The organism is Bradyrhizobium sp. USDA 4502, assembly GCF_054063355.1.
Map to the genome: position 1 here is coordinate 8,667,385 of NZ_JBSSGF010000001.1, position 19,924 is coordinate 8,687,308.

Consider the following 19,924-nt stretch of genomic DNA (forward strand, 5'->3'; position numbering starts at 1 on the left):
GATTGAGCGCGGCCCTAAGTTCCTTCGGAGTTGTTATGGCTGAAGCTTCGCAAAAAATTCCTGTGACCGTGCTGACGGGCTATCTCGGCGCCGGCAAGACCACGCTGTTGAACCGCATCCTGTCGGAAAACCACGGCAAGAAATACGCCGTCATCGTCAACGAATTCGGCGAGATCGGCATCGACAACGACCTCATTATCGGCGCCGATGAGGAAGTGTTCGAGATGAACAATGGCTGCGTCTGCTGCACGGTGCGCGGCGACCTCGTCCGCATCATGGACGGCCTGATGAAGCGCAAGGGCAAGTTCGACGCCATCATCGTCGAGACCACCGGCCTTGCCGATCCCGCGCCGGTCGCGCAGACCTTCTTCGTCGACGAGGACGTGCAGAAGAACGCCCGGCTCGACGCGGTCGTGACCGTCGCCGATGCCAAATGGCTGAGTGACCGCCTCAAGGACGCGCCGGAAGCCAAGAACCAGATCGCGTTCGCCGACGTCATCGTGCTGAACAAGACCGACCTGGTCTCCAAGCCCGAGCTCGCCGAGGTCGAAGCCCGCATCCGCGGCATCAATCCCTATGCCAAGCTGCACCGCACCGAGCGTTGCCAGGTCGGGCTGACCGACGTGCTGGAGCGCGGCGCGTTCGATCTCGACCGCATCCTGGAGATCGAGCCGGATTTCCTCGAGGCCGGCGACGATCACGACCATGATCACGATCATCATCACCATGATCATAATCACCACCACCATGATCACGAGCACGGCCATGCCGGGTTGAAGCATTATCACGACGAGGACATGCAATCGCTGTCGCTGCGTTCGGAGAAGCCGCTCGACCCGACCAAGTTCATGCCTTGGCTGCAGCAGCTCGTCGCCACCGAGGGCCAGAAGATCCTGCGCTCGAAGGGCATCCTCGCCTTCACCGGCGATGACGACCGCTACGTGTTCCAGGGCGTCCACATGATGCTGGAGGGCGACCATCAGCGGAAATGGAAGGACGGCGAGAAGCGCGAGAGCCGCGTCGTGTTCATCGGTCGCGAACTGCCCGAGCAGGCGATCCGCGACGGCTTCGAGCAGTGCATCACCACGTGATGAAAGAGTTCGATCTGGGCGAGGCCCCTTCTTCCATCGTTTCGATCACCGACCGCGTCAAGCCGCTGCCGCTCGGCGCGGCGGTGAGCTCGGTGCATTTCCTCGGCGACCGCGCGTTCTTCGTCGGCTCCGAGGAGGGCGTTGCGATCGCGACCGCCGACGGCGAGATCACGCGGACGCAGACGCATTTCGGCGCCATCCTGTGCGCCGCCTCCGACGGTAAGCGGCTCGTCACCGGCGGTGACGACGGCAAGCTGATCGCGATCGACGCCAAGGGCGAGACCTCTGTCATTGCGACCGACGCCAAGCGGCGCTGGATCGACAACGTCGCCCTGCACAGCGACGGCACGCTGGCATGGTCGGCGGGCAAGACCGCGTTCGTGCGCAATCCGAAGGGCGAGGAAAAAACCTTCGAGGTACCGTCGACCGTCGGCGGGCTAGCCTTTGCGCCGAAGGGCCTGCGGCTTGCGATCGCGCATTACAACGGCGTGACCTTGTGGTTTCCCAACATGGCGGCCAATCCGGAGTTTCTGGAATGGGCCGGCTCGCATCTCGCCGTCATGTTCAGCCCGGACAACAAATTCCTCGTCACCGCGATGCACGAGCCCGCGATGCATGGCTGGCGGCTCGCCGACAACCGGCATATGCGGATGAGCGGCTATCCCGGCCGGGTGCGCTCGATGTCATGGAGTGTCGGCGGCAAGGGGCTCGCGACCTCGGGCGCCGATACCGTGATCGTCTGGCCGTTCACCAGCAAGGACGGCCCGATGGGCAAGGAGCCGGCGATGCTGGCGCCGATGCCGGCGCGGGTCGCCGTGGTCGCCTGCCATCCGAAGAACGACATCATGGCGGTCGGCTATGCCGACGGCACCGTGCTGATGGTCCGGCTCGAGGACGGCGCCGAGATCCTGGTGCGCCGGAACGCCGGCACGGCGGTGTCGGCGCTCGGATGGAATGCCAAGGGCACGCTGCTCGCCTTCGGCACGGAAGATGGTGACGCGGGCATCGTGGAAATGTAAGAGATCGCGGCAGACGAAGCGTTTTCGAGCGAAGTGGGTACCGGTTCGCGTGAAGAAAACGCGTCAAAAGACGAAGCTCGCGCCGGGGCCGCAGCGTCATGCGATTTCTCACCACGTTCCAGCTCGCCGACTTCATCGACACGCTGGTCAGCCTGACCACGGCCTTTGTATTCGGCACCCTGATCGGCGCTGAGCGGCAGTACCGACAGCGCACCGCGGGTCTGCGCACCAATGTGCTGGTCGCGGTCGGCGCTGCCGCCTTCGTCGACCTCGCGATGCATCTGGCCGGCGCCGACGGCGCGGTGCGGGTGATCGCCTATGTGGTGTCGGGGATCGGCTTCCTCGGCGCCGGCGTCATCATGAAGCAGGGCATGGACGTGCGCGGCCTCAACACCGCGGCCACGCTATGGGCCTCGGCCGCGGTCGGCTCCTGCGCCGGTGCCGACCTCGTGGCGCAGGCGGCGGCGCTGACCGTGTTCGTGATCGCCGGCAACACGCTGCTGCGTCCGCTGGTCAACGCCATCAACCGCATCCCGCTGAACGAGAAGGCCTCGGAGGCGACCTACTACTTCAAGCTCGCGGTCACTCCCGAGGCATTGCCCGACATGCGCGACCGCCTGGTCGAGAAGCTGGAGGCAGCGAACTACCCGGTTGCCGATGTCGACGTGGTCGAGGCCGGCGACGACTTCCTCGAGATCGTGGCGACGCTGGTCTCGACCGCGGTCGAGCCCAACGAGTTGAACGCCGTGGTGGTCGACCTGCAGCATCAGCCCGGCGTGCGGCACGCGACCTGGGAGGTCAGCACCACGGATTGAGCCGAGGTTCCCGCAGGCACCGCTTCGGAACCATGCCGTGGCGGGATCGTTGACCCCGCGGACAAGGCGCAGGTGAACGAGATGGCTGTGGATCGGACCAGGTTGCGAATCGACATGCTGATCGCCTCGACGCTGGTGGCGGCGGGCGTTGCGATCGCAGTGCTTTCGCTGCACGCGATCAATGCCGCTCCGCCGCAAGAGATCGCGCAGGCGACCCAGCCGCTGCAACCGACGCCGACGCCCGAGCCGCAGCAGACGGCGCCACCGGCCGAGTCGAAGCCCGGCGGCGAGCGGCCGACCACGCCGGCGCCGCAGCCCGCGCGTCCCGACGATGAGGCACGGAAGTCCGGCGCCAAGCCGGTGCTGCCGCCCGCGCCCGCGGAGAAGACCGCGCCGCCGATCGAGAAAAAGTAAGCGCGCCGCGGCCCGCATTGTGACGCGGATTTGACGGACGCTGCCGATTATACGGTCTCGCCTCCGCCGCCGGCGCCCTCCATAATCTGTCGTCTCGCCAACGACAGATGGGGCCTGCCATGAAGATCGAGGACGTCCGGCGCACCGCCTATTCGATGCCGCTCACCAACCCGTCGTTTCCGCCGGGGCCCTACCGGTTCTTCGACCGCGAATATTTCATCATCACCTACAAGACCGACCTGGAAGCGCTCGCCGCCGTGGTGCCGGAGCCGCTCGAGGTCGCCGAGCCGGTGGTGAAGTACGAGTTCATCCGCATGCCGGACTCGACCGGCTTCGGCGACTACACCGAGACCGGGCAGGTGATCCCGGTTCGCTTCAGGGGTGAGGAGGGCGCCTACACCCACGCAATGTATCTCGACGATGAAGGCCCGATCGCCGGCGGCCGCGAGCTGTGGGGATTTCCGAAGAAGCTGGCAAAGCCCAGGATCGAGGTCGAGAGCGATGTGCTGGTCGGCTCGCTGCATTACGGCTCGGTGCTCTGCGCCTCCGCCACCATGGGCTACAAGCATCGCAAGGTCGACCACGACACCGTCTTGAAGTCGATGACGGCGCCGAACTTCATTCTGAAGATCATCCCGCATGTCGACGGCAGCCCGCGGATCTGCGAGCTGGTGCGGTTTCATCTGGAAGACATCACGCTGAAGGAGGCCTGGACCGGCCCCGCCGCGCTCGGCCTGTTTCCGCACGCGCTGTGCGACGTCGCCCGCCTGCCGGTGCGCGAGGTGGTCTCGGCGCTGCATTTCAAGGCAGACCTGACGCTCGGCCTCGGCTCGGTCGCGTTCGACTACATGGCGAGATGACGAAGTCATTCCGGGGCATCGCGTCGGCGATGGACCATGGTGCGCACTCGCGCACCTGCGAATCTCGCGCCACGATTTCGAGATCCCGGGTCTGCGCGCCTAAGCGCGCATCCCGGGATGACCCTGTCAGCGCACCAGAATATTCTTGAACTGCCAGGGATCGCTGGTGTCGATGTCTTCCGGAAACAGTCCCGGACGATCCGTCAGCGGGGTCCAGTCGGTGTAGAAACCCTTCACCGGGCCGAGATACGGCAGCTGGATTTCCAAGAGACGATCGAAATCCATCTCGTCGGCTTCGACGATGCCTTCGTTCGGATTCTCCAGCGCCCACACCATGCCGCCGAGCACGGCGGACGTCACCTGCAGGCCGGTGGCGTTCTGATACGGCGCGAGCTTGCGGGTCTCCTCGATGGAGAGCTGCGAGCCGTACCAGTAGGCATTGTTGTCATGGCCGAACAGCAGCACGCCGAGCTCGTCGATGCCGTCGACGATCTCGTTCTCATCGAGGATGTGGTGCTTTTCCTGCATCTTCGCTGCGCGGCCGAACATTTCATGCAGCGACAGCACGGCGTCATCGGCCGGGTGATAGGCATAGTGGCAGGTCGGCCGATAGATCGCCGTGCCCGATGCGTCACGCACCGTGAAGTAATCGGCGATCGAGATCGACTCGTTGTGGGTGACGAGGAAGCCATACTGCGCGCCGCGGGTCGGGCACCAGGTGCGCACGCGCGTGTTGGCGCCGGGCTGCATCAGATAGATGGCGGCGCCGCAGCCGGCTTCGTGGGTGTGCGCATTCTCGGGCATCCATTTCTCATGGGTGCCCCAGCCGAGTTCGGACGGCTGCACGCCTTCCGACAGGAAACCTTCCACCGACCAGGTGTTGACGAAGACGTCAGGCTCCTTCGGCGACTTGGAGCGCTGGGTGTCGCGTTCGGCGATGTGGATGCCCTTCACGCCGGCCTGCCGCATCAAGTCCGCCCATTCGGCCTTGGTCTTCGGCTTCGGGGCATTGAGCTTCAGATCGGCGGCGACGTTGAGCAGCGCCTGCTTGACGAAGAATGAGACCATGCCGGGATTGGCGCCACAACAGGAGACGGCCGTCGTCGAGCCCGCGGGGCGCGCCTTCTTGGCGGCCAGCGTCACTTCGCGAAGCGCGTAATTGGAGCGCGCTTCCGGGCCCTTCGAGGAATCGAAATAGAAGCCGAGCCAGGGCTCGTTGACGGTGTCGATGTAGAGAGCGCCGAGTTCGTTGCACAGCTCCATGATATCGGTCGAGCCGGTATCGACCGACAGATTGACGCAAAAGCCCTGGCCGCCGCCTTCGGTGAGCAGCGGGCTCAGCAGGTCGCGATAATTGTCCTTGGTCACGGCCTTCTGGATGAATTTGACGTTGTGCTTCTCGCAATGCGCCTTGCGGCCCTCGTCCTTGGGGTCGATCACGGTGACGCGCGACTTGTCGTAATCGAGATGCCGCTCGATCAAAGGCAGCGTGCCTTTGCCGATCGAGCCGAAGCCGATCATAACAATGGGACCTGTGATCTTCGCGTAGATCTGCGAGGCGGGGCTCATCATTTTCTCCAGGAGAGTGCCTAGCGGCGGATAGGGTGGATCAGGGGTTGCGACGCTTCGCGGTGACTTCGATCTCGACCTTCATCTCGGGCTTGTAGAGCCCCGCGACGATCAGCATCGTTGCGGCCGGGCGGATGTCGCCGAGGACCTCGCCGCAGACCGCGAAATGGGCATCCACGTCACGGGCGTCGGTGAGGTAGTAGGTCGCGCGGACGATGTCGGCCATCGCAAAGCCTCCCTCCTTGAGGGCGGCCTCGATGGTCTTGAAGCAGTTCCGTGACTGGCTCGTGACATCTGCCGGCATGGTCATCGTGGCGTAGTCATAGCCGGTGGTTCCCGCGACGAAGGCGAAGTCGCCGTCGATCACGGCACGGCTGTAGCCGGCGGTCTTCTCAAAGGGCGAGCCGGTGGAAATCAGGCGGCGGGACATATTGGACCTCGACTGAAAATGGCTTTGCGCGGGGTTTACGGGCATTTTTGGCGCCCGCGCAACCCCTTGGTTCAGGCCTGGTGCGGCCGGCACTAATGGGACTGCAGCGTGCTGTCCGGCGACGATGGCGGCGTGCCGGTCCAGCGCCGGCCCAGGATATCCCTGACGATCATCACCGAGATCAGAATCAGCATGACCGTGGTGACGAGGCCACGCCAACGCGGGCGCGCGCCATCGGTGATGGGAAGGTGCTCCGACATGGCGGCCCGCCTTACGCCGCGTGCGGCACGGCGAGCGGTGCCTTCCGGGTCCGGGATCGCGTCCGCGGTGCCTTGGCCTCGGGCAGCGGCGCGCCGGTCGGCGTGATCATGCCCCAGGCGCCATCCAACGCGCCTGCGACAAGCTCGACGCCGAGCAGCCGCTCGCGCTCGAACGTGCCCGGCAGCGACAGCTCGCCGGTCTTGGCCGCCGTGAAGCCGAAGCGGGCGTAGTAGGGCGCATCGCCAAGCAGGATCACGGCGCCGTGGCCGCGCGCCTTGGCCACCGCCAGCGCACGCCGCATCAGCGCGGCGCCGACGCCGAGGCCGCGGCAGTCGTCATCGACTGCCAGCGGCCCCAGCATCAGCGCGCTGCGGCCCCCCGCGCTGACGTGCCACAACCGCACGGTTCCAACCAGCCGGCCTTCCTGGCGCACGGCCGCAAGGCTCAGGCCTTCGGCGGGCGCGCGTCCGTCGCGCAGGCGCTGGCAGGTGCGCGTATGGCGATTACAGCCAAAGCAGGCATCCAGCAGCGCTTCGCGTGCGACGACGTCCGAGCCACGCTCCGCACGGATCGCGAACGGGGCGGCATCTCGGATGAGGGCAACGGGGGTGTTCCGTTTTGCAGTCATGGCACGTCAGTCCCCGCTTGCAACGGCATGTCGTACGCCGCGGCAAGCGTCGTTCAGGAAAAATCAAAAATGATCGGGAAGGAGCCGGCGGGGCCGGCTCCCGGTTTATCGGGCCTCGAAAACGAGGCGGGTCAGATGTGGTAGGTCTTCAGCGGCGGAATGCCGTTGAACGCCACCGACGAGTAGGTCGACGTATAGGCGCCGGTGCCTTCGATCAGCAGCTTGTCGCCGATCTCGAGCGTCACCGGGAGCGGATACGGCAGCTTCTCGTACAGCACGTCGGCGCTGTCGCAGGTCGGGCCCGCGAGCACGCACGGCGTCATGTCCGCCCCGTCATGCGGGGTGCGGATGGCGTAGCGGATCGACTCGTCCATCGTCTCGGCGAGACCGCCGAACTTGCCGATGTCGAGATACACCCAGCGCACCTCGTCCTCGTCGCTCTTCTTCGAGATCAGAACGACTTCGGTCTCGATGATTCCAGCATTGCCGACCATGCCGCGGCCCGGCTCGATGATCGTCTCCGGAATCTGGTTGCCGAAATGCTTGCGCAGCGCGCGGAAGATCGACCGGCCATATTGCAGGACCGGAGGAACGTCCTTGAGGTACTTGGTCGGGAAGCCGCCGCCCATGTTGACCATGGTGAGGTTGATCCCGCGCTCGGCGCAGTCACGGAACACGGTCGACGCCATCGCGAGCGCGCGGTCCCACGCCTTCACCTTGCGCTGCTGCGAGCCGACATGGAACGAGATGCCGCACGGCTCCAGGCCCAGGCGCTTGGCGAGGTCGAGCACGTCGACCGCCATCTCCGGGTCGCAGCCGAACTTGCGCGACAGCGGCCACTCGGCGCCGGCGCAGTCATAGAGGATGCGGCAGAACACCTTGGCGCCGGGGGCGGCGCGGGCGATCTTCTCGACCTCGGCGGCGCAATCGACCGCGAACAGGCGAATGCCGAGCGCGAAGGCACGCGCGATGTCGCGCTCCTTCTTGATCGTGTTTGCCATAGGAGATGCGGTCCGGCGTCGCACCGGCGGCCAGCGCCATCTCGATTTCCGCAACCGTCGCGGTGTCGAAGCAGGAGCCGAGCGAGGCCAGCAGCGACAGCACTTCGGGCGCCGGGTTGGCCTTCACCGCATAGAACACGCGGCTGTCCGGCAGCACCTTCGCGAAGGTCTGGTAATTGTCGCGCACGACTTCGAGGTCGACGACGAGGCACGGCTCGGTGTCGAGTCCATCCTGGCGGCGGTGGCGCAGGAATTCCTGGATACGTTCAGTCATGGCACTCTCCAACGGTCCCAGCGACGGGATCCGCATCAACGTGACGTCGGGTAAGAGCGCTTCGGCCACATCGCGCGATGGAGGCGCGTTGAGGCCAAGAGACTCAAACCAGACTGTGCTGCCGTGGATTGGTTGGGAGAGTTTCCCGCCCGATCACCTGGCAATGAAGGACAAGCCTTTTCAGTAGCCCGGGCCGGCGTTGGACCGCCGGTAGAGACCAAAAAAGCCCGATCCGTCGTTGCTTTAAGTCGCGTCCCCCGTTGAGAGCGGGGTGCGCCGGTTCGCCTCCGGCTGCCAGTCACGGTTGCAAAGAGTGATGAGACCTTCAACGGCATCCCTGGAGAGAGATGCTGGCCGCCTCGTGTCCTGATGGACGTAAGCGACCCTCGGTTCTTCCACCCCTTGGCGGCTGTCCGGCCTCTTGTCCGGATACCTACCGACTGACACACGACCACAGGCACGTGCGAAATTGGGCAAGGCAGGAAATAAGTCTTTTGACTTCGTGGCGCAAGAATTTTTTTGCGATAGCGGCAAATTTCCCTAACGCGTGCTTGCGATGTCGCGCGCAGCACGCGTCGGACGCGCTGAAGATGAACGGCTGTTAAGAATGACTAACGAAGCGTGTGTGCGTTTTAGCCCTGTGCCGCAGTGCTTTCTTGAATCGCTCAAACTCACGCGCGACGCGTGAACGGCTCGACGCGCTGAGCTGCGCGGATGAAGGCGATCATGATCAGCACGCCGATGCCGAACAGCACCGCCTGCAGGATGTGCGCGGCGACGTCGTCGAGCCCGAGCAGAATCGCGAGCGCCCAGCCGCCGGCGAACGCCGCGCCGAACACTTCCGCGCCGATCAGGATCGCCGCCGAGATCACGGTGATGACGCTTGGCCAGGCGATGGTGCGGTTGCCTGAGTTGGAGGGCTGCATGGTCATGAAATAGGTCCTGTTCAGGGGGCGCAATCTCTCCGAAAAGTGCCCATCTATCAAGCGCAAAAGGCCCAAAAATGCCGTATCGCGTGATATAGATTGGGCAGCATTTTCAAGGCGAAAAACGGGACATTCGATGTCAGAAACCAGCGCAGACGCCAAGGCTCAGGCTCTTGCCAACCCCCTCCTGAAGGCATGGCGGACGCCGCTCGAGACGCCGCCGTTCGCCGAGATCAAGCCGGAGCATTTCCTCCCCGCTTTCGAGCAGGCTTTCGCCGATCATTCCGCGGAAGTGACTGCGATCACCCATGATCCGGCGCTGCCCGACTTCGACAACACCATCACCGCGCTGGAGCGCTCCGGCAAGCTGCTGTCGAAGGTCTCGGCGGTGTTCTACGACCTGGTCTCGGCGCATTCGAGCCCGGCGATCCTGGAGATCGACAAGGAGGTGTCGCCCCGGATGGCGCGGCACTGGAATCCGATCATGATGAACGCTGTGCTGTTTGGCCGCATCGCCATGCTGCACGAGAAGCGCGCCTCCCTCGGCCTGACTGGCGAGCAGATGCGGCTGCTGGAACGCACCTACACCCGCTTCCGCCGCTCCGGCGCCGGCCTCGACGATGCGGCAAAGGCCCGCATGGCCGAGATCAACGAGCGCCTCGCCCATCTCGGCACCTCGTTCAGCCACCATCTGCTCGGCGACGAGCAGGAGTGGTTCATGGAGCTCGGCGAGGCCGACCGCGCCGGCCTCTCCGACACATTTGTGGCGGCTGCCAAGGCTGCGGCGGAAGAGCGCGGCATGCAAGGCAAGGCGATCGTGACGCTGTCGCGCTCCTCGGTCGAGCCGTTCCTGCAGAGCTCGTCGCGGCGCGACCTGCGCGAGAAGGTCTACAAGGCCTTCACGGCGCGCGGCGACAATGGCAACGCCAACGACAACAACGCCACCATCGTGGAGATCCTCAGGCTGCGCGAGGAGACCGCCAAGATCCTGGGCTTCCCGACCTACGCCGCCTACCGCCTCGAGGATTCCATGGCCAAGACGCCGGAGGCCGTACGCGGCCTCCTGGAGCGGGTCTGGAAGCCGGCGCGAGCGCGGGCGCTCGCCGACCGCGACGCGCTGCAGGCGCTGATCGCGGAGGAGGGCGGCAATTTCACCCTCGCGTCCTGGGACTGGCGCTACTACGCCGAGAAGCTGCGCCAGCGCCGCGCCAATTTCGACGATTCCGCGATCAAGCCCTATCTGGTGCTCGACCACATGATCGAGGCCGCGTTCGACTGCGCCACCCGCCTGTTCGGCGTCACCTTCGAGGAGCGCAAGGATATCCCGGTGTGGCACCCGGACGTCCGGGTCTGGGAGGTCAAGGGCCGCGACGGCCAGCACAAGGCGCTGTTCTACGGCGACTACTTCGCGCGGCCCTCGAAGCGCTCCGGCGCCTGGATGACCTCGCTGCGCGACCAGCAGAAGCTCGACGGTGCCGTCGCGCCGCTGGTCATCAATGTCTGCAACTTCGCCAAGGGCGCCGATGGCGCGCCGTCGCTGCTGTCGCCCGACGACGCGCGGACCCTGTTCCACGAGTTCGGCCATGGCCTGCACGGCATGCTGTCCAACGTGACCTATCCGTCACTGTCCGGAACCAGCGTGTTCACCGACTTCGTCGAGCTGCCCTCGCAGCTCTATGAGCACTGGCAGGAGCGGCCCGAGGTGCTGCAGCGCTTCGCCCGCCACTACGAGACCGGGGAGGCACTACCGGACGATTTGCTCAAGCGCTTCCTTGCCGCGCGCAAGTTCAACCAGGGCTTTGCCACCGTGGAGTTCGTCTCCTCTGCGCTGGTCGACCTCGAATTCCACACCCAGCCGGCAGCGGCGAGCTGGGATGTCCGCGCCTTCGAACAGAAGGAGCTGGAGAAGATCGGCATGCCCGCCGAAATCTCGCTGCGGCACCGGCCGACCCAGTTCGGCCACATCTTCTCCGGCGACCACTATGCCTCCGGCTACTACAGCTACATGTGGTCGGAGGTGATGGACGCCGACGCCTTCGGCGCCTTCGAGGAGGCCGGCGACATCTTCGATCCCGCGACCGCCAAGCGGCTGCATGACGACATCTATTCGTCGGGCGGCTCGCGCGATCCGGAGGAGGCCTATGTCGCCTTCCGCGGCCGCGAGCCCGAGCCGGACGCGCTGCTGCGCCGTCGCGGCCTGCTCGAAACGCCCGAGGCGGCCTGAGGTGCGGCCGTCGTTGAACCGGCTGATCGGCTGGCTCGTGCTTGCGGTGTCCGTCGTGCTCGGCACGGCGGCCGCCGAGGCCCATCCGCATGTCTGGATCGTCGCCAGGAGCGAGCTGATCTACGCGCCCGACGGCACCATCACCGGGGTCCGGCACGCCTGGACGTTTGACGACATGTTCTCGACCTACGCGCTGCAGGGCATCGAGACCAAGGTGAAGGGCGCCTACAGCCGCGAGGAGCTGGCGCCGCTGGCGCAGACCAATGTCGAATCGCTGAAGGAATACGCCTACTTCACCTTCGCCAAGGGCGACGGCAAGAAGCAGAAGTTCACCGAGCCGGTCGACTATTTCCTCGAATACAAGGATTCGGCGCTGACGCTGCACTTCACCTTGCCGGTGAAGACGCCGTTCAAGGCCAGGCAGCTCGCGCTCGAAGTGTTCGACCCGACCTATTTCATCGACTTCCAGTATGCCGAGAAGGAGCCGGTCAAGCTGGTCGGCGCCGCGGCGGGCTGCAAGATGCAGTTCGAACGGCCGAATAGCGACGGCACCGCAGCCGCGCAGAAGCTCGGCGAGCAGACCTTTCTCGACGGCGGCAACGGCAATTTCGGCATGATGTTCGCCAACAAGGTCTCGGTGGAGTGCCCATGACGCCGACCGTCTCGCGCATGACGCGCGGCCTCGTCGTCACAGCCGCCGTGGTCGCTGCAATAGCATTGCTTGATGGCGCCGTTCATGCGCTGCTGGCGCAAAATCCGTTCGGCGCGCCGCGCGCGGCGGAGCCGCAGGGCGGCCTGGTCGGCTGGCTGCTGGCGAAACAGTCGGAGTTTTACCGCGAGATCTCCCAGACCATCCGCGCCGCGAAATCCGACGGTTCGGCGGTCTGGACGCTGCTTGCGATCTCCTTTGCCTACGGAATCTTCCATGCCGCCGGCCCCGGCCACGGCAAGGCGGTGATCTCGTCCTACATGGTCGCCAATCGCGAGACCGCGCGGCGCGGCATCGTGCTGTCGTTCGCCTCGGCGCTGATGCAGTCGGTGGTCGCCGTTCTGATCGTGGGCATCTGTGCCTGGCTGCTCAACGCGACCGCGAAGACGATGTGCGGGGCGGAGAAGGCGATCGAGATCGCAAGCTACGCGCTGATCGCGGCGTTCGGCGCCCGGCTGGTGTGGGTCAAGGGCGGCAGCTTCTTCCGCGCCCTGCAGGCGCCGCGGCCGGCGCTGGCGATGGCCGGCGCGCATCATCACGACCACCATGATCACGATCACCACGACCACCGCCATGATCACCATCACCGTCACGCGCATGACGATCACGGGCATCATCATGATCACGGTCACGATCACGGGCATGACGCGCAGCACGTCCGTGACGAGCATTGCGGCCATTCGCACGGGCCGACGCCGGCCGAGCTCGCCGGTCCCGGCGGCTGGCGGCGGGGGCTCGGCGCGATCCTCACGGTCGGGATCCGGCCCTGCTCGGGCGCGATCCTGGTGCTGGTGTTCGCGCTGGCGCAGGGCCTGTTCTGGGCCGGCATTGCCGCGACCTTCGTGATGGGGCTCGGCACCGCCATCACGGTGGCGGCGATCGCGCTGGTCGCGGTGTCGGCGCGCGGCGTGGCCGAGCGGCTGAGCGCGGCGCGCGACGGCGGCGGCATGGTGATCATGCGCGGCCTGGAGTTCGCCGCCGCGGGCCTTGTGCTGCTGTTCGGGCTCGGGCTGCTGTTCGGCTACATCGCGGCCGAACGGGCGACGTGCCTGTAGGGTCCCACTCCAGGTTATCCGTCATCCTGAGGAGCCTGCGTAGCAGGCGTCTCGAAGGATCGACGGCCACCAGCCGGGCCGTGCATCCTTCGAGACACGCTACGCGCTCCTCAGAGCCTGACTGAAAAATGGGTGAGTGATCTCAGTGGGGTGTGATTCCATCGGATTTGCAAAGATTCGAGGGAGAGCACGATGCCCTGGACCAAGATCACTCGGGAGCAATATCGGCGGGACGATCTGCGTTATGCAAGCGATATGACCGATGCGGAGTGGGCGGTGATCAGACGCCTGTTGCCGCGAGCGAACCGGCGCGGCCGGCCGCGTAAGACGGAGCTGCGTCGTGTGATCGAAGCGATCCTCTATATCGTTTCGACCGGCTGCCAGTGGCGGGCGTTGCCGCAGGAGTTCCCGCCCTATTCGACGGTGCAGGGCTATTTTTATAGATGGCGGGATACAGGCCGGTGGCAGAGGATTGTCAGCGTGCTTGTCCGACGGGCGCGAAAAAAGCTTGGACGGACACCGAAGCCGACGGCAGCCGTGATCGACAGTCAAAGTGCGCCGACCACGCAAGCTGGCGGACCGCGCGGCTACGATGCAGGCAAGCGCATCTACGGCCGCAAGCGGCATATCGTGACGGATACCAATGGCCTCCTCCTCGGGGTTCATGTTCATCCGGCCAACGTTCAGGACTGCCATGGCGCCGTACCGCTGCTGAAGAACGTGCGGATGAACTTCCCCCGGCTGCGCCACGTCTTTGCCGACCGGATCTACCGCGGAAATCAACTCCTCGACGCGCTCTCAGACTGCGGTCCATGGACTGTCGAGATCGTCGAGCGGCCTCAAGGCGTCAAAGGCTTCCAGCTTCTGCCGAGGCGGTGGGTGGTTGAACGCACATTTGCTTGGTTCGGCAGATGCCGCCGCCTCGCCAAGGACTTCGAGGCGACGGTGGCAACCGAAGCTGCCTGGCTGCTGATTGCACACATCAGGCTCCTGACCCGCAGACTCGCGGCTGCAGCTAAGGTTGGGTGATTTATGAGTCAGACTCTCAGGATGACGGGGAGGGGAGCGGATTCGCACTCAACTCGTCAGATACCCTCTGATCGCCGGCAGCAGGAAGATCGCGATGTTGATCGCAAATCCGATGCTCCAGAGGATCGAGCGCAGCGTCGGGCGGTTGCCGATATAAGTGAAGACGTAGGCGATCCGCACGATCAGGAACAGCACGGCGAGCTCGTCGATCAGCCGCAGCGGGCCGACGCGGAATTCGGCGAGCAGCACGGCGAAGGCGAAGAACGGGAAGGCTTCGATGCCGTTCTGGTGCGCGCCGAGCGCCCGCGAGCGGATCGGATCGTCGTAGAAGTCGGGATCGCGCGGTCTGGCATTGTCGAAGCTGCGGAAGCCGGTCCACTTCACCGATACGATCGTCAGCAGCGAGAGCATCAGCGTCCCGAAGACGCACCATTCGGCGATCGTCATGGTTCCCCCTTATTCCGCACGGGAACGTAGCCAACCCGCACTCGGCTTGACAAGGTTGGAGCAACGCGCGAAGCCCAAAGCTCCCAGGCGAAGGATATCTAGCGCAAGGCCATGAGCACGGTGATCCCCTTCGAGAGCGCGAAGCCTGCCGGGGCGCCGAAGCCGGAACGCGTCGGCGTGCTGCTGGTCAATCTCGGCACGCCCGATACGGCGGATGCCGCCGGCGTGCGGGTCTACCTCAAGGAATTCCTGTCCGATCCGCGGGTGATCGAGGATCAGGGCCTGCTCTGGAAGCTGATCCTCAACGGCATCATCCTGCGGGTCCGTCCGGCCCGCAAGGCGCGCGACTATCTGAAGATCTGGAACACCGAGAAGAACGAGTCGCCGCTGAAGACCATCACGCGCTCGCAGGCCGACAAGCTGGCGGAGGCGATCGCCGATCACGACCACGTCGTGGTCGACTGGGCGATGCGCTACGGCAACCCCTCGATCAAGCAGCGCATCGAGGCGCTGGCGGCGCAGGGCTGCGGCCGGCTGCTGGTGGTGCCGCTCTATCCGCAATATTCCGCCGCGACGTCGGCGACGGTCTGCGACGAGGCGTTTCGCGTGCTGGCCGGCATGCGCGCGCAGCCGATCCTGCGGGTGACGCCGCCTTACTACGACGATCCCGACTACATCGAGGCGCTCGCGGTCTCGATCAACGCGCACCTTGCGACATTGCCGTTCCAGCCCGAGATCATCGTCGCCTCGTTCCACGGCATGCCGAAGGAATATGTCGACAAGGGCGATCCGTATCAGGCGCAATGCATCGCCACGACCAATGCGCTGCGCAAGCGGCTCGGGCTCGATGCCAACCGGCTGATCCTCACCTTCCAGTCGCGCTTCGGCAAGGCCGAGTGGCTGCAGCCCTATACCGACAAGACGGTCGAGAAACTCGCCAAGGACGGCGTGCGGGGCATTGCCGTGGTCACGCCCGGCTTCTCCGCCGATTGCCTGGAGACGCTGGAGGAGATCGCGCAGGAGAATGCCGAGATCTTCCGGCACAATGGCGGCGAGCAATTCGCAGCGATCCCCTGCCTCAACGACAGCGACGGCGGCATGGACGTGATCCGCCAGCTCGTGCTGCGCGAGCTGCAAGGCTGGATCTAACAAGGCTGGATTTAACAAGGCTGGATTTGATTGTTAACGATCCGTGACACCGGGCACGGGCATTCGTTGGCATCTGGTCATCCGACAGCAGCTTCCTATGTGCTAGGGAGAACAACAGCCGGCTGAACCGGCGGAGCGGTCCTGCCGACCAATGCACGACCGTGACTGGCGACGGTCTCGCCGGCCCTGGAGGACTTTATGACTGGCTTCGACGTTTTCGCGATCGCGTTTGTTCTTCTCGTCATCGTTACGCTGTTCGCCGGGATCAAGACCGTTCCGCAGGGTTTTGACTGGACCATCGAGCGGTTCGGCAAATACACCCGCACGCTGTCCCCCGGCCTCAATCTGATCGTGCCCTATTTCGACCGCATCGGGCGCAAGATCAACATGATGGAGCAGGTGATCGACATCCCCGAGCAGGAGGTGATCACCAAGGACAACGCCACCGTGACGGTGGACGGCGTCGCGTTCTACCAGGTGTTCGATGCCGCCAAGGCGAGCTACGAGGTCGCCAATCTCAACCAGGCGATCACCGTCCTGACCATGACCAACATCCGCTCGGTGATGGGCTCGATGGATCTCGACCAGGTGCTGTCGCATCGCGACGAGATCAACGAGCGGCTGCTGCGCGTGGTCGACGCCGCGGTCTCGCCCTGGGGGGTCAAGGTCAACCGCATCGAGATCAAGGACATCGTGCCGCCGGCCGACCTCGTCGAGGCGATGGGCCGGCAGATGAAGGCCGAGCGCGTCAAACGCGCCGACATCTTGCAGGCCGAGGGCCAGCGGCAATCCGAGATCCTGCGCGCCGAGGGCGCCAAGCAGGGTCAGATCCTGCAGGCCGAGGGCCGCCGCGAGGCCGCCTTCCGCGACGCCGAGGCGCGCGAACGGCTCGCCGAGGCCGAAGCCAAGGCGACCCAGATGGTGTCGGAATCGATTGCCAAGGGCGACGTCGCGGCGCTGAACTATTTCATCGCCGACAAGTACATCAAGGCGTTCGGCCAGCTTGCGGAATCGCCGAACCAGAAGGTCCTGATGCTGCCGATCGAAACCTCGAGCGTGCTGGGCTCGCTGGCCGGCATCGGCGAGATCGCCCGCGCCACCTTCGGCGAGAGCGCGGCCTCCGCCACGGCCGCAGCACGGCGCGGCGGTTCGGTGCCGCCGGCCGGTCCGACGGCGCCGCCTCCGGTGCCGCCGCAGCGGTGAGGGCGTGACGGCGTCGCGCCCGCAATGGTAGAGGTCACGTCATGGCCGAGATGTTTTCGACATTGGGTACCTGGAACTGGCTGATCTTCGGCTTTATCCTGATGGCGCTGGAGCTTGCGGCGCCCGGGGTGTTCCTGTTCTGGCTCGGGCTCGCGGCGCTCCTTGTGGGCCTGCTGTCGTTCGCCTTCACGCCGTCCTGGCAGATACAGCTCTTGATGTTCGCAGTGTTCGCCGCGTTGGCGGTGCCGGCATGGCGGCATTTTGCCAAGGGCGCGACGGCGGCCAGCAAGACCAACCCGTTCCTCAACCGCCGCAACGAAGCCCTGGTCGGCCGCGAATTCACGCTGGAGAAGCCGATCATCGACGGATCTGGCACGGTGCGGATCGACGACACGGTGTGGCGCGTCGCCGGCCCCGATGCGCCGGCCGGCAGCCGGGTGAAGGTGGTCCGCGCCGACGGTGCCAGCCTGACGGTGGCGATCGCTTAGTCTGGCCTGAGCCATTGACGACGACTCGGCCCCGAGCGTCGGATGCTGCTTCGGGCGAGTAATCCGTAGCCCGGGTGAGGCAGCGATACCCGGGGAAACCGGTCCCGCATGTCGCTCCGCTCATGCGGGCTACACACTGATGGCCGCCGAGGTCTAGCTGCCGCCCTGCTTGCTCCAGCGCTCGGCGAAGCGGTTGAGCGGCGTGAATGTCGCAAATAACTCGCGGCCGAGCGCGGTGAGGCCGTAACCATCCTCCGATAGTTCAACGAACCCGGCCTCGCGCAGCTCGGTCAATCGCGTCTGCAGGATGGTCGGCGAGGCCTCGTCGCAGGCGGTGCGCAGCGCGCGCGAGGTCAGCGCGCCCTCGCGCAGCTCCCAGATGATGCGCAAGGTCCAGCGCCGTCCCAATAAATCGAGCAGCGCCATGATCGGGCGGCCGGACCGCGAGCCGCGGACGCCGGGTCTTGTGACTGGGCCCTGCTTCGGCATATCGCGAATTCCTTTCGGATCCCTCTTGCGAGTCGCTACAGATATTGTAGCGTGTCGCTACATTAAATGTAGCAACGGGATCAGCCCATGTCACGCCTCGCGCCGCTCGATCCGCCCTATCCGGCGGACGTTCAACAGCATTTCGATCGCACCATGCGCGGCAAGCCGCCGCTGGTGCTGTTCCGCGTGATGGCCGGCCATCCGCGCGCCTGGGAGAAGTTTCGCGGCGGCAGCCTGCTGGACCGCGGCCCGCTTCCCTTGCGGGCGCGGGAGATCGTGATCGACCGCACCTGCGCACTCAATGCCTGCGAGTATGAATGGGGCGTCCACGTCACGGCGTTCCGCGCCGCCGCCGAACTGACGGAGCAGCAGGTCGACGCCACCGTGCGCGGTGCGGCCGATGCCGGCTGTTGGTCGCAGGCCGAACAGGCAATGATCACGGCAGTCGACGCGCTGCATGCCCGCGCGACATTGAGTGAGGAGGAATTCGCGGCGCTGTCGGCACATTACGGTGAGGACCAGATTCTGGAGATCATCCTCTTGTGCGGCTTCTACCGCACGGTCTCCTACCTCGCCAACGCGCTGGCCCTGCCGCTGGAGGAAACCGCGGCAAGATTTCCAGCATAGTTGTCATTGCGAGGAGCAAAGCGACGAAGCAATCCATGTCTCCGCGCGAGGAGAGATGGATTGCTTCGCTTCGCTCGCAATGACGGAAGAAAGCGCGGCTCTACGCCACGCCCGCCCGCAGCAGATCGTGCAGATGGATGATGCCGACCGGCTTCTTGGCGTCGGTCACGATCAGCGTCGTGATCTTCGAGGCGTTGAGCAGTTCCAGCACTTCGCCGGCCAGCGTGTCACGGCTGATCGTCTTCGGCGTCCTCGTCATGACCTCGTCGACCGACAGCGTCAAAAGGTCGGGGCGCATCTGCCGGCGCAGATCGCCGTCGGTGACGATGCCGACGAGATGGCCGTGGCGGTCGACGATGCCGACGCAGCCAAAACCCTTGGAGGTCATCTCGACCAGCGCATCGGACATCTTGGTGCCGAGCGGCTTCAGCGGCAGCGCGTCGCCGCCATGCATCAGGTCGCGGGCATATTTCAGGAGCGCGCCGAGCTTGCCGCCCGGATGCAGCACGCTGAAATCGGTCGAGGTGAAGCCGCGGCCCTCGAGCAGCGCGATCGCCAGCGCATCGCCGAGCGCCAGCATCATCAGCGAGGACGTGGTCGGCGCCAGATTGTGCGGGCAGGCCTCGCGGGCCTTCGGCAGCGTCAGCTGCACGTCGGCGGCCTTGCTCAGCGTCGAGTCCTTGTCGGCCGTCATCGCGATCAGCGGAATGCCGAAGCGGGCGGCATAGGCGATCAGGTTGCGCATCTCCGGCTGCTCGCCGGACCATGACAGCGCCAGGATCACGTCATCGATCGTGATCATGCCGAGATCGCCATGGCTCGCTTCGGCGGCGTGCACGAAGAACGCCGGCGTGCCGGTCGAGGCAAAGGTCGCGGCGATCTTGCGCCCGATATGGCCGGACTTGCCGAGCCCGGTGACGATCAGCCGTCCCTTGGCATTGCCGATCAACTCGGACGCCGCCGCGAACGGCGCGCCGAGGTCGGACTTCAGTGCCGCGGAGAGGGCTGCGACGCCGCTTGCTTCGGCATCGAGGGTGCGGAGCGCCGATTGAACGGCGCCGTCATCGGGGCCGGATGATTTGGTCATCAGCGGTTTCGGTTTGGCCATTTAGGATTCCAAGGGAGGGTTTTGCACCCGGGGCGTCTCCCTTAGCACGTTCGATTCCGCGATGCGACGCGCGGCGGCCGATCCTCAACGGCTCATTAACCATAATTG

General features: G+C 65.3%; 21 protein-coding genes and 1 pseudogene. 13 read left to right on the plus strand and 9 right to left on the minus strand.

What is annotated here, in order from left to right; all coding sequences use genetic code 11:
- Positions 1-35 precede the first annotated feature (35 nt).
- From ACVW1B_RS40455 to ACVW1B_RS40475, 5 genes are all read left to right on the plus strand, one after another.
- On the plus strand, positions 36-1,091 hold the full coding sequence (locus tag ACVW1B_RS40455; protein ID WP_225163849.1) for a CobW family GTP-binding protein: 1,056 nt from the start codon (positions 36-38) through the stop codon (positions 1,089-1,091).
- A complete protein-coding gene (locus ACVW1B_RS40460) occupies positions 1,091-2,110 on the plus strand; it encodes a WD40 repeat domain-containing protein (RefSeq protein ID WP_456822917.1) in 1,020 nt (339 codons plus the stop codon). Before ACVW1B_RS40455 ends, ACVW1B_RS40460 begins: the two co-directional genes overlap by 1 nt.
- A gap of 98 nt (positions 2,111-2,208) precedes the next feature.
- Positions 2,209-2,925 carry an MgtC/SapB family protein gene (locus ACVW1B_RS40465; RefSeq protein ID WP_038384367.1) on the plus strand — a complete coding sequence of 239 codons (717 nt, stop codon included), beginning with the start codon at positions 2,209-2,211 and terminating at the stop codon, positions 2,923-2,925.
- A gap of 81 nt (positions 2,926-3,006) precedes the next feature.
- Positions 3,007-3,339, plus strand: coding sequence for a hypothetical protein (locus ACVW1B_RS40470; RefSeq protein ID WP_253604469.1), 333 nt, complete (start codon positions 3,007-3,009; stop codon positions 3,337-3,339).
- Between the two features lie 119 nt (positions 3,340-3,458).
- Entirely contained in the window at positions 3,459-4,199 is a 741-nt protein-coding gene (locus tag ACVW1B_RS40475) for an acetoacetate decarboxylase (RefSeq protein WP_456777761.1), read from the plus strand.
- Positions 4,200-4,325: 126 nt separating this feature from the next.
- Here the strand turns inward: ACVW1B_RS40475 and ACVW1B_RS40480 are convergent, their stop codons facing one another.
- The 6 genes and pseudogenes from ACVW1B_RS40480 to ACVW1B_RS40505 form a co-directional block, all read right to left on the minus strand.
- Positions 4,326-5,768, minus strand: a complete 1,443-nt coding sequence (locus ACVW1B_RS40480; protein ID WP_028341360.1) for a homospermidine synthase — start codon at positions 5,766-5,768, stop codon at positions 4,326-4,328.
- 40 nt (positions 5,769-5,808) lie between these two features.
- A complete protein-coding gene (locus ACVW1B_RS40485; protein WP_076827703.1) occupies positions 5,809-6,198 on the minus strand; it encodes a RidA family protein in 390 nt (129 codons plus the stop codon).
- 92 nt (positions 6,199-6,290) lie between these two features.
- Positions 6,291-6,458, minus strand: coding sequence for a hypothetical protein (locus tag ACVW1B_RS40490; RefSeq protein ID WP_456777759.1), 168 nt, complete (start codon positions 6,456-6,458; stop codon positions 6,291-6,293).
- Positions 6,459-6,469: 11 nt separating this feature from the next.
- Complete coding sequence (locus ACVW1B_RS40495; protein WP_456777758.1) at positions 6,470-7,087, minus strand: GNAT family N-acetyltransferase; 618 nt, start codon at positions 7,085-7,087, stop codon at positions 6,470-6,472.
- 131 nt (positions 7,088-7,218) lie between these two features.
- A pseudogene (locus ACVW1B_RS40500) lies at positions 7,219-8,362 on the minus strand (type III PLP-dependent enzyme).
- 671 nt (positions 8,363-9,033) lie between these two features.
- A complete protein-coding gene (locus ACVW1B_RS40505; protein ID WP_168857868.1) occupies positions 9,034-9,294 on the minus strand; it encodes a hypothetical protein in 261 nt (86 codons plus the stop codon).
- 130 nt (positions 9,295-9,424) lie between these two features.
- On the opposite strand from ACVW1B_RS40505, the gene ACVW1B_RS40510 reads away from it, so the two are divergent.
- The 4 genes from ACVW1B_RS40510 (at position 9,425) to ACVW1B_RS40525 (ending at position 14,305) form a co-directional block, all read left to right on the plus strand.
- Complete coding sequence (locus ACVW1B_RS40510; protein WP_456777757.1) at positions 9,425-11,512, plus strand: M3 family metallopeptidase; 2,088 nt, start codon at positions 9,425-9,427, stop codon at positions 11,510-11,512.
- A 13-nt stretch (positions 11,513-11,525) separates the two neighbouring features.
- On the plus strand, positions 11,526-12,164 hold the full coding sequence (locus tag ACVW1B_RS40515; RefSeq protein ID WP_456823091.1) for a DUF1007 family protein: 639 nt from the start codon (positions 11,526-11,528) through the stop codon (positions 12,162-12,164).
- Positions 12,161-13,276 (plus strand): nickel/cobalt transporter, encoded by a 1,116-nt coding sequence (locus ACVW1B_RS40520; RefSeq protein WP_310881484.1) that lies wholly within the window; start codon positions 12,161-12,163, stop codon positions 13,274-13,276. Before ACVW1B_RS40515 ends, ACVW1B_RS40520 begins: the two co-directional genes overlap by 4 nt.
- 192 nt (positions 13,277-13,468) lie before the next feature.
- Complete coding sequence (locus ACVW1B_RS40525) at positions 13,469-14,305, plus strand: IS5 family transposase (protein WP_076824982.1); 837 nt, start codon at positions 13,469-13,471, stop codon at positions 14,303-14,305.
- Positions 14,306-14,353: 48 nt separating this feature from the next.
- Here ACVW1B_RS40525 and ACVW1B_RS40530 read toward each other — a convergent pair whose 3' ends face one another.
- Positions 14,354-14,752 carry an MAPEG family protein gene (locus ACVW1B_RS40530; RefSeq protein ID WP_016842609.1) on the minus strand — a complete coding sequence of 133 codons (399 nt, stop codon included), beginning with the start codon at positions 14,750-14,752 and terminating at the stop codon, positions 14,354-14,356.
- Positions 14,753-14,863: 111 nt separating this feature from the next.
- On the opposite strand from ACVW1B_RS40530, the gene hemH reads away from it, so the two are divergent.
- The 3 genes from hemH to ACVW1B_RS40545 all read left to right on the plus strand — a co-directional run bounded on the left by hemH (position 14,864) and on the right by ACVW1B_RS40545 (position 17,592).
- Positions 14,864-15,901 (plus strand): ferrochelatase, encoded by a 1,038-nt coding sequence (hemH, locus tag ACVW1B_RS40535; protein WP_456822918.1) that lies wholly within the window; start codon positions 14,864-14,866, stop codon positions 15,899-15,901.
- Positions 15,902-16,099: 198 nt separating this feature from the next.
- Positions 16,100-17,104, plus strand: a complete 1,005-nt coding sequence (locus ACVW1B_RS40540) for an SPFH domain-containing protein (RefSeq protein ID WP_076827695.1) — start codon at positions 16,100-16,102, stop codon at positions 17,102-17,104.
- 41 nt (positions 17,105-17,145) lie between these two features.
- On the plus strand, positions 17,146-17,592 hold the full coding sequence (locus tag ACVW1B_RS40545) for an NfeD family protein (RefSeq protein ID WP_172648663.1): 447 nt from the start codon (positions 17,146-17,148) through the stop codon (positions 17,590-17,592).
- A 153-nt stretch (positions 17,593-17,745) separates the two neighbouring features.
- Here ACVW1B_RS40545 and ACVW1B_RS40550 read toward each other — a convergent pair whose 3' ends face one another.
- The gene (locus ACVW1B_RS40550) at positions 17,746-18,081 is read right to left on the minus strand and encodes a winged helix-turn-helix transcriptional regulator (protein ID WP_456822919.1); all 336 of its coding nucleotides are present in this window, start codon (positions 18,079-18,081) and stop codon (positions 17,746-17,748) included.
- 87 nt (positions 18,082-18,168) lie between these two features.
- Here ACVW1B_RS40550 and ACVW1B_RS40555 point away from each other — a divergent pair, with 87 nt between their 5' ends.
- Positions 18,169-18,708, plus strand: a complete 540-nt coding sequence (locus tag ACVW1B_RS40555) for a carboxymuconolactone decarboxylase family protein (protein ID WP_456793677.1) — start codon at positions 18,169-18,171, stop codon at positions 18,706-18,708.
- A 100-nt stretch (positions 18,709-18,808) separates the two neighbouring features.
- Here the strand turns inward: ACVW1B_RS40555 and ACVW1B_RS40560 are convergent, their stop codons facing one another.
- Positions 18,809-19,816, minus strand: coding sequence for a KpsF/GutQ family sugar-phosphate isomerase (locus ACVW1B_RS40560; RefSeq protein ID WP_057016246.1), 1,008 nt, complete (start codon positions 19,814-19,816; stop codon positions 18,809-18,811).
- Positions 19,817-19,924: the final 108 nt, after the last annotated feature.

Excerpts from the sequence above, each read along its gene's own strand:
- ACVW1B_RS40455 (WP_225163849.1), top strand. The coding sequence starts at position 36 with ATGGCTGAAGCTTCGCAAAAAATTCCTGTGACCGTGCTGACGGGCTAT.
- ACVW1B_RS40460 (WP_456822917.1), top strand. The coding sequence starts at position 1,091 with ATGAAAGAGTTCGATCTGGGCGAGGCCCCTTCTTCCATCGTTTCGATC.
- ACVW1B_RS40465 (WP_038384367.1), top strand. The coding sequence starts at position 2,209 with ATGCGATTTCTCACCACGTTCCAGCTCGCCGACTTCATCGACACGCTG.
- ACVW1B_RS40470 (WP_253604469.1), top strand. The coding sequence starts at position 3,007 with ATGGCTGTGGATCGGACCAGGTTGCGAATCGACATGCTGATCGCCTCG.
- ACVW1B_RS40475 (WP_456777761.1), top strand. The coding sequence starts at position 3,459 with ATGAAGATCGAGGACGTCCGGCGCACCGCCTATTCGATGCCGCTCACC.
- ACVW1B_RS40480 (WP_028341360.1), bottom strand. The coding sequence starts at position 5,768 with ATGAGCCCCGCCTCGCAGATCTACGCGAAGATCACAGGTCCCATTGTT.
- ACVW1B_RS40485 (WP_076827703.1), bottom strand. The coding sequence starts at position 6,198 with ATGTCCCGCCGCCTGATTTCCACCGGCTCGCCCTTTGAGAAGACCGCC.
- ACVW1B_RS40490 (WP_456777759.1), bottom strand. The coding sequence starts at position 6,458 with ATGTCGGAGCACCTTCCCATCACCGATGGCGCGCGCCCGCGTTGGCGT.
- ACVW1B_RS40495 (WP_456777758.1), bottom strand. The coding sequence starts at position 7,087 with ATGACTGCAAAACGGAACACCCCCGTTGCCCTCATCCGAGATGCCGCC.
- ACVW1B_RS40505 (WP_168857868.1), bottom strand. The coding sequence starts at position 9,294 with ATGACCATGCAGCCCTCCAACTCAGGCAACCGCACCATCGCCTGGCCA.
- ACVW1B_RS40510 (WP_456777757.1), top strand. The coding sequence starts at position 9,425 with ATGTCAGAAACCAGCGCAGACGCCAAGGCTCAGGCTCTTGCCAACCCC.
- ACVW1B_RS40520 (WP_310881484.1), top strand. The coding sequence starts at position 12,161 with ATGACGCCGACCGTCTCGCGCATGACGCGCGGCCTCGTCGTCACAGCC.
- ACVW1B_RS40525 (WP_076824982.1), top strand. The coding sequence starts at position 13,469 with ATGCCCTGGACCAAGATCACTCGGGAGCAATATCGGCGGGACGATCTG.
- ACVW1B_RS40530 (WP_016842609.1), bottom strand. The coding sequence starts at position 14,752 with ATGACGATCGCCGAATGGTGCGTCTTCGGGACGCTGATGCTCTCGCTG.
- hemH (WP_456822918.1), top strand. The coding sequence starts at position 14,864 with ATGAGCACGGTGATCCCCTTCGAGAGCGCGAAGCCTGCCGGGGCGCCG.
- ACVW1B_RS40540 (WP_076827695.1), top strand. The coding sequence starts at position 16,100 with ATGACTGGCTTCGACGTTTTCGCGATCGCGTTTGTTCTTCTCGTCATC.
- ACVW1B_RS40545 (WP_172648663.1), top strand. The coding sequence starts at position 17,146 with ATGGCCGAGATGTTTTCGACATTGGGTACCTGGAACTGGCTGATCTTC.
- ACVW1B_RS40550 (WP_456822919.1), bottom strand. The coding sequence starts at position 18,081 with ATGCCGAAGCAGGGCCCAGTCACAAGACCCGGCGTCCGCGGCTCGCGG.
- ACVW1B_RS40555 (WP_456793677.1), top strand. The coding sequence starts at position 18,169 with ATGTCACGCCTCGCGCCGCTCGATCCGCCCTATCCGGCGGACGTTCAA.
- ACVW1B_RS40560 (WP_057016246.1), bottom strand. The coding sequence starts at position 19,816 with ATGGCCAAACCGAAACCGCTGATGACCAAATCATCCGGCCCCGATGAC.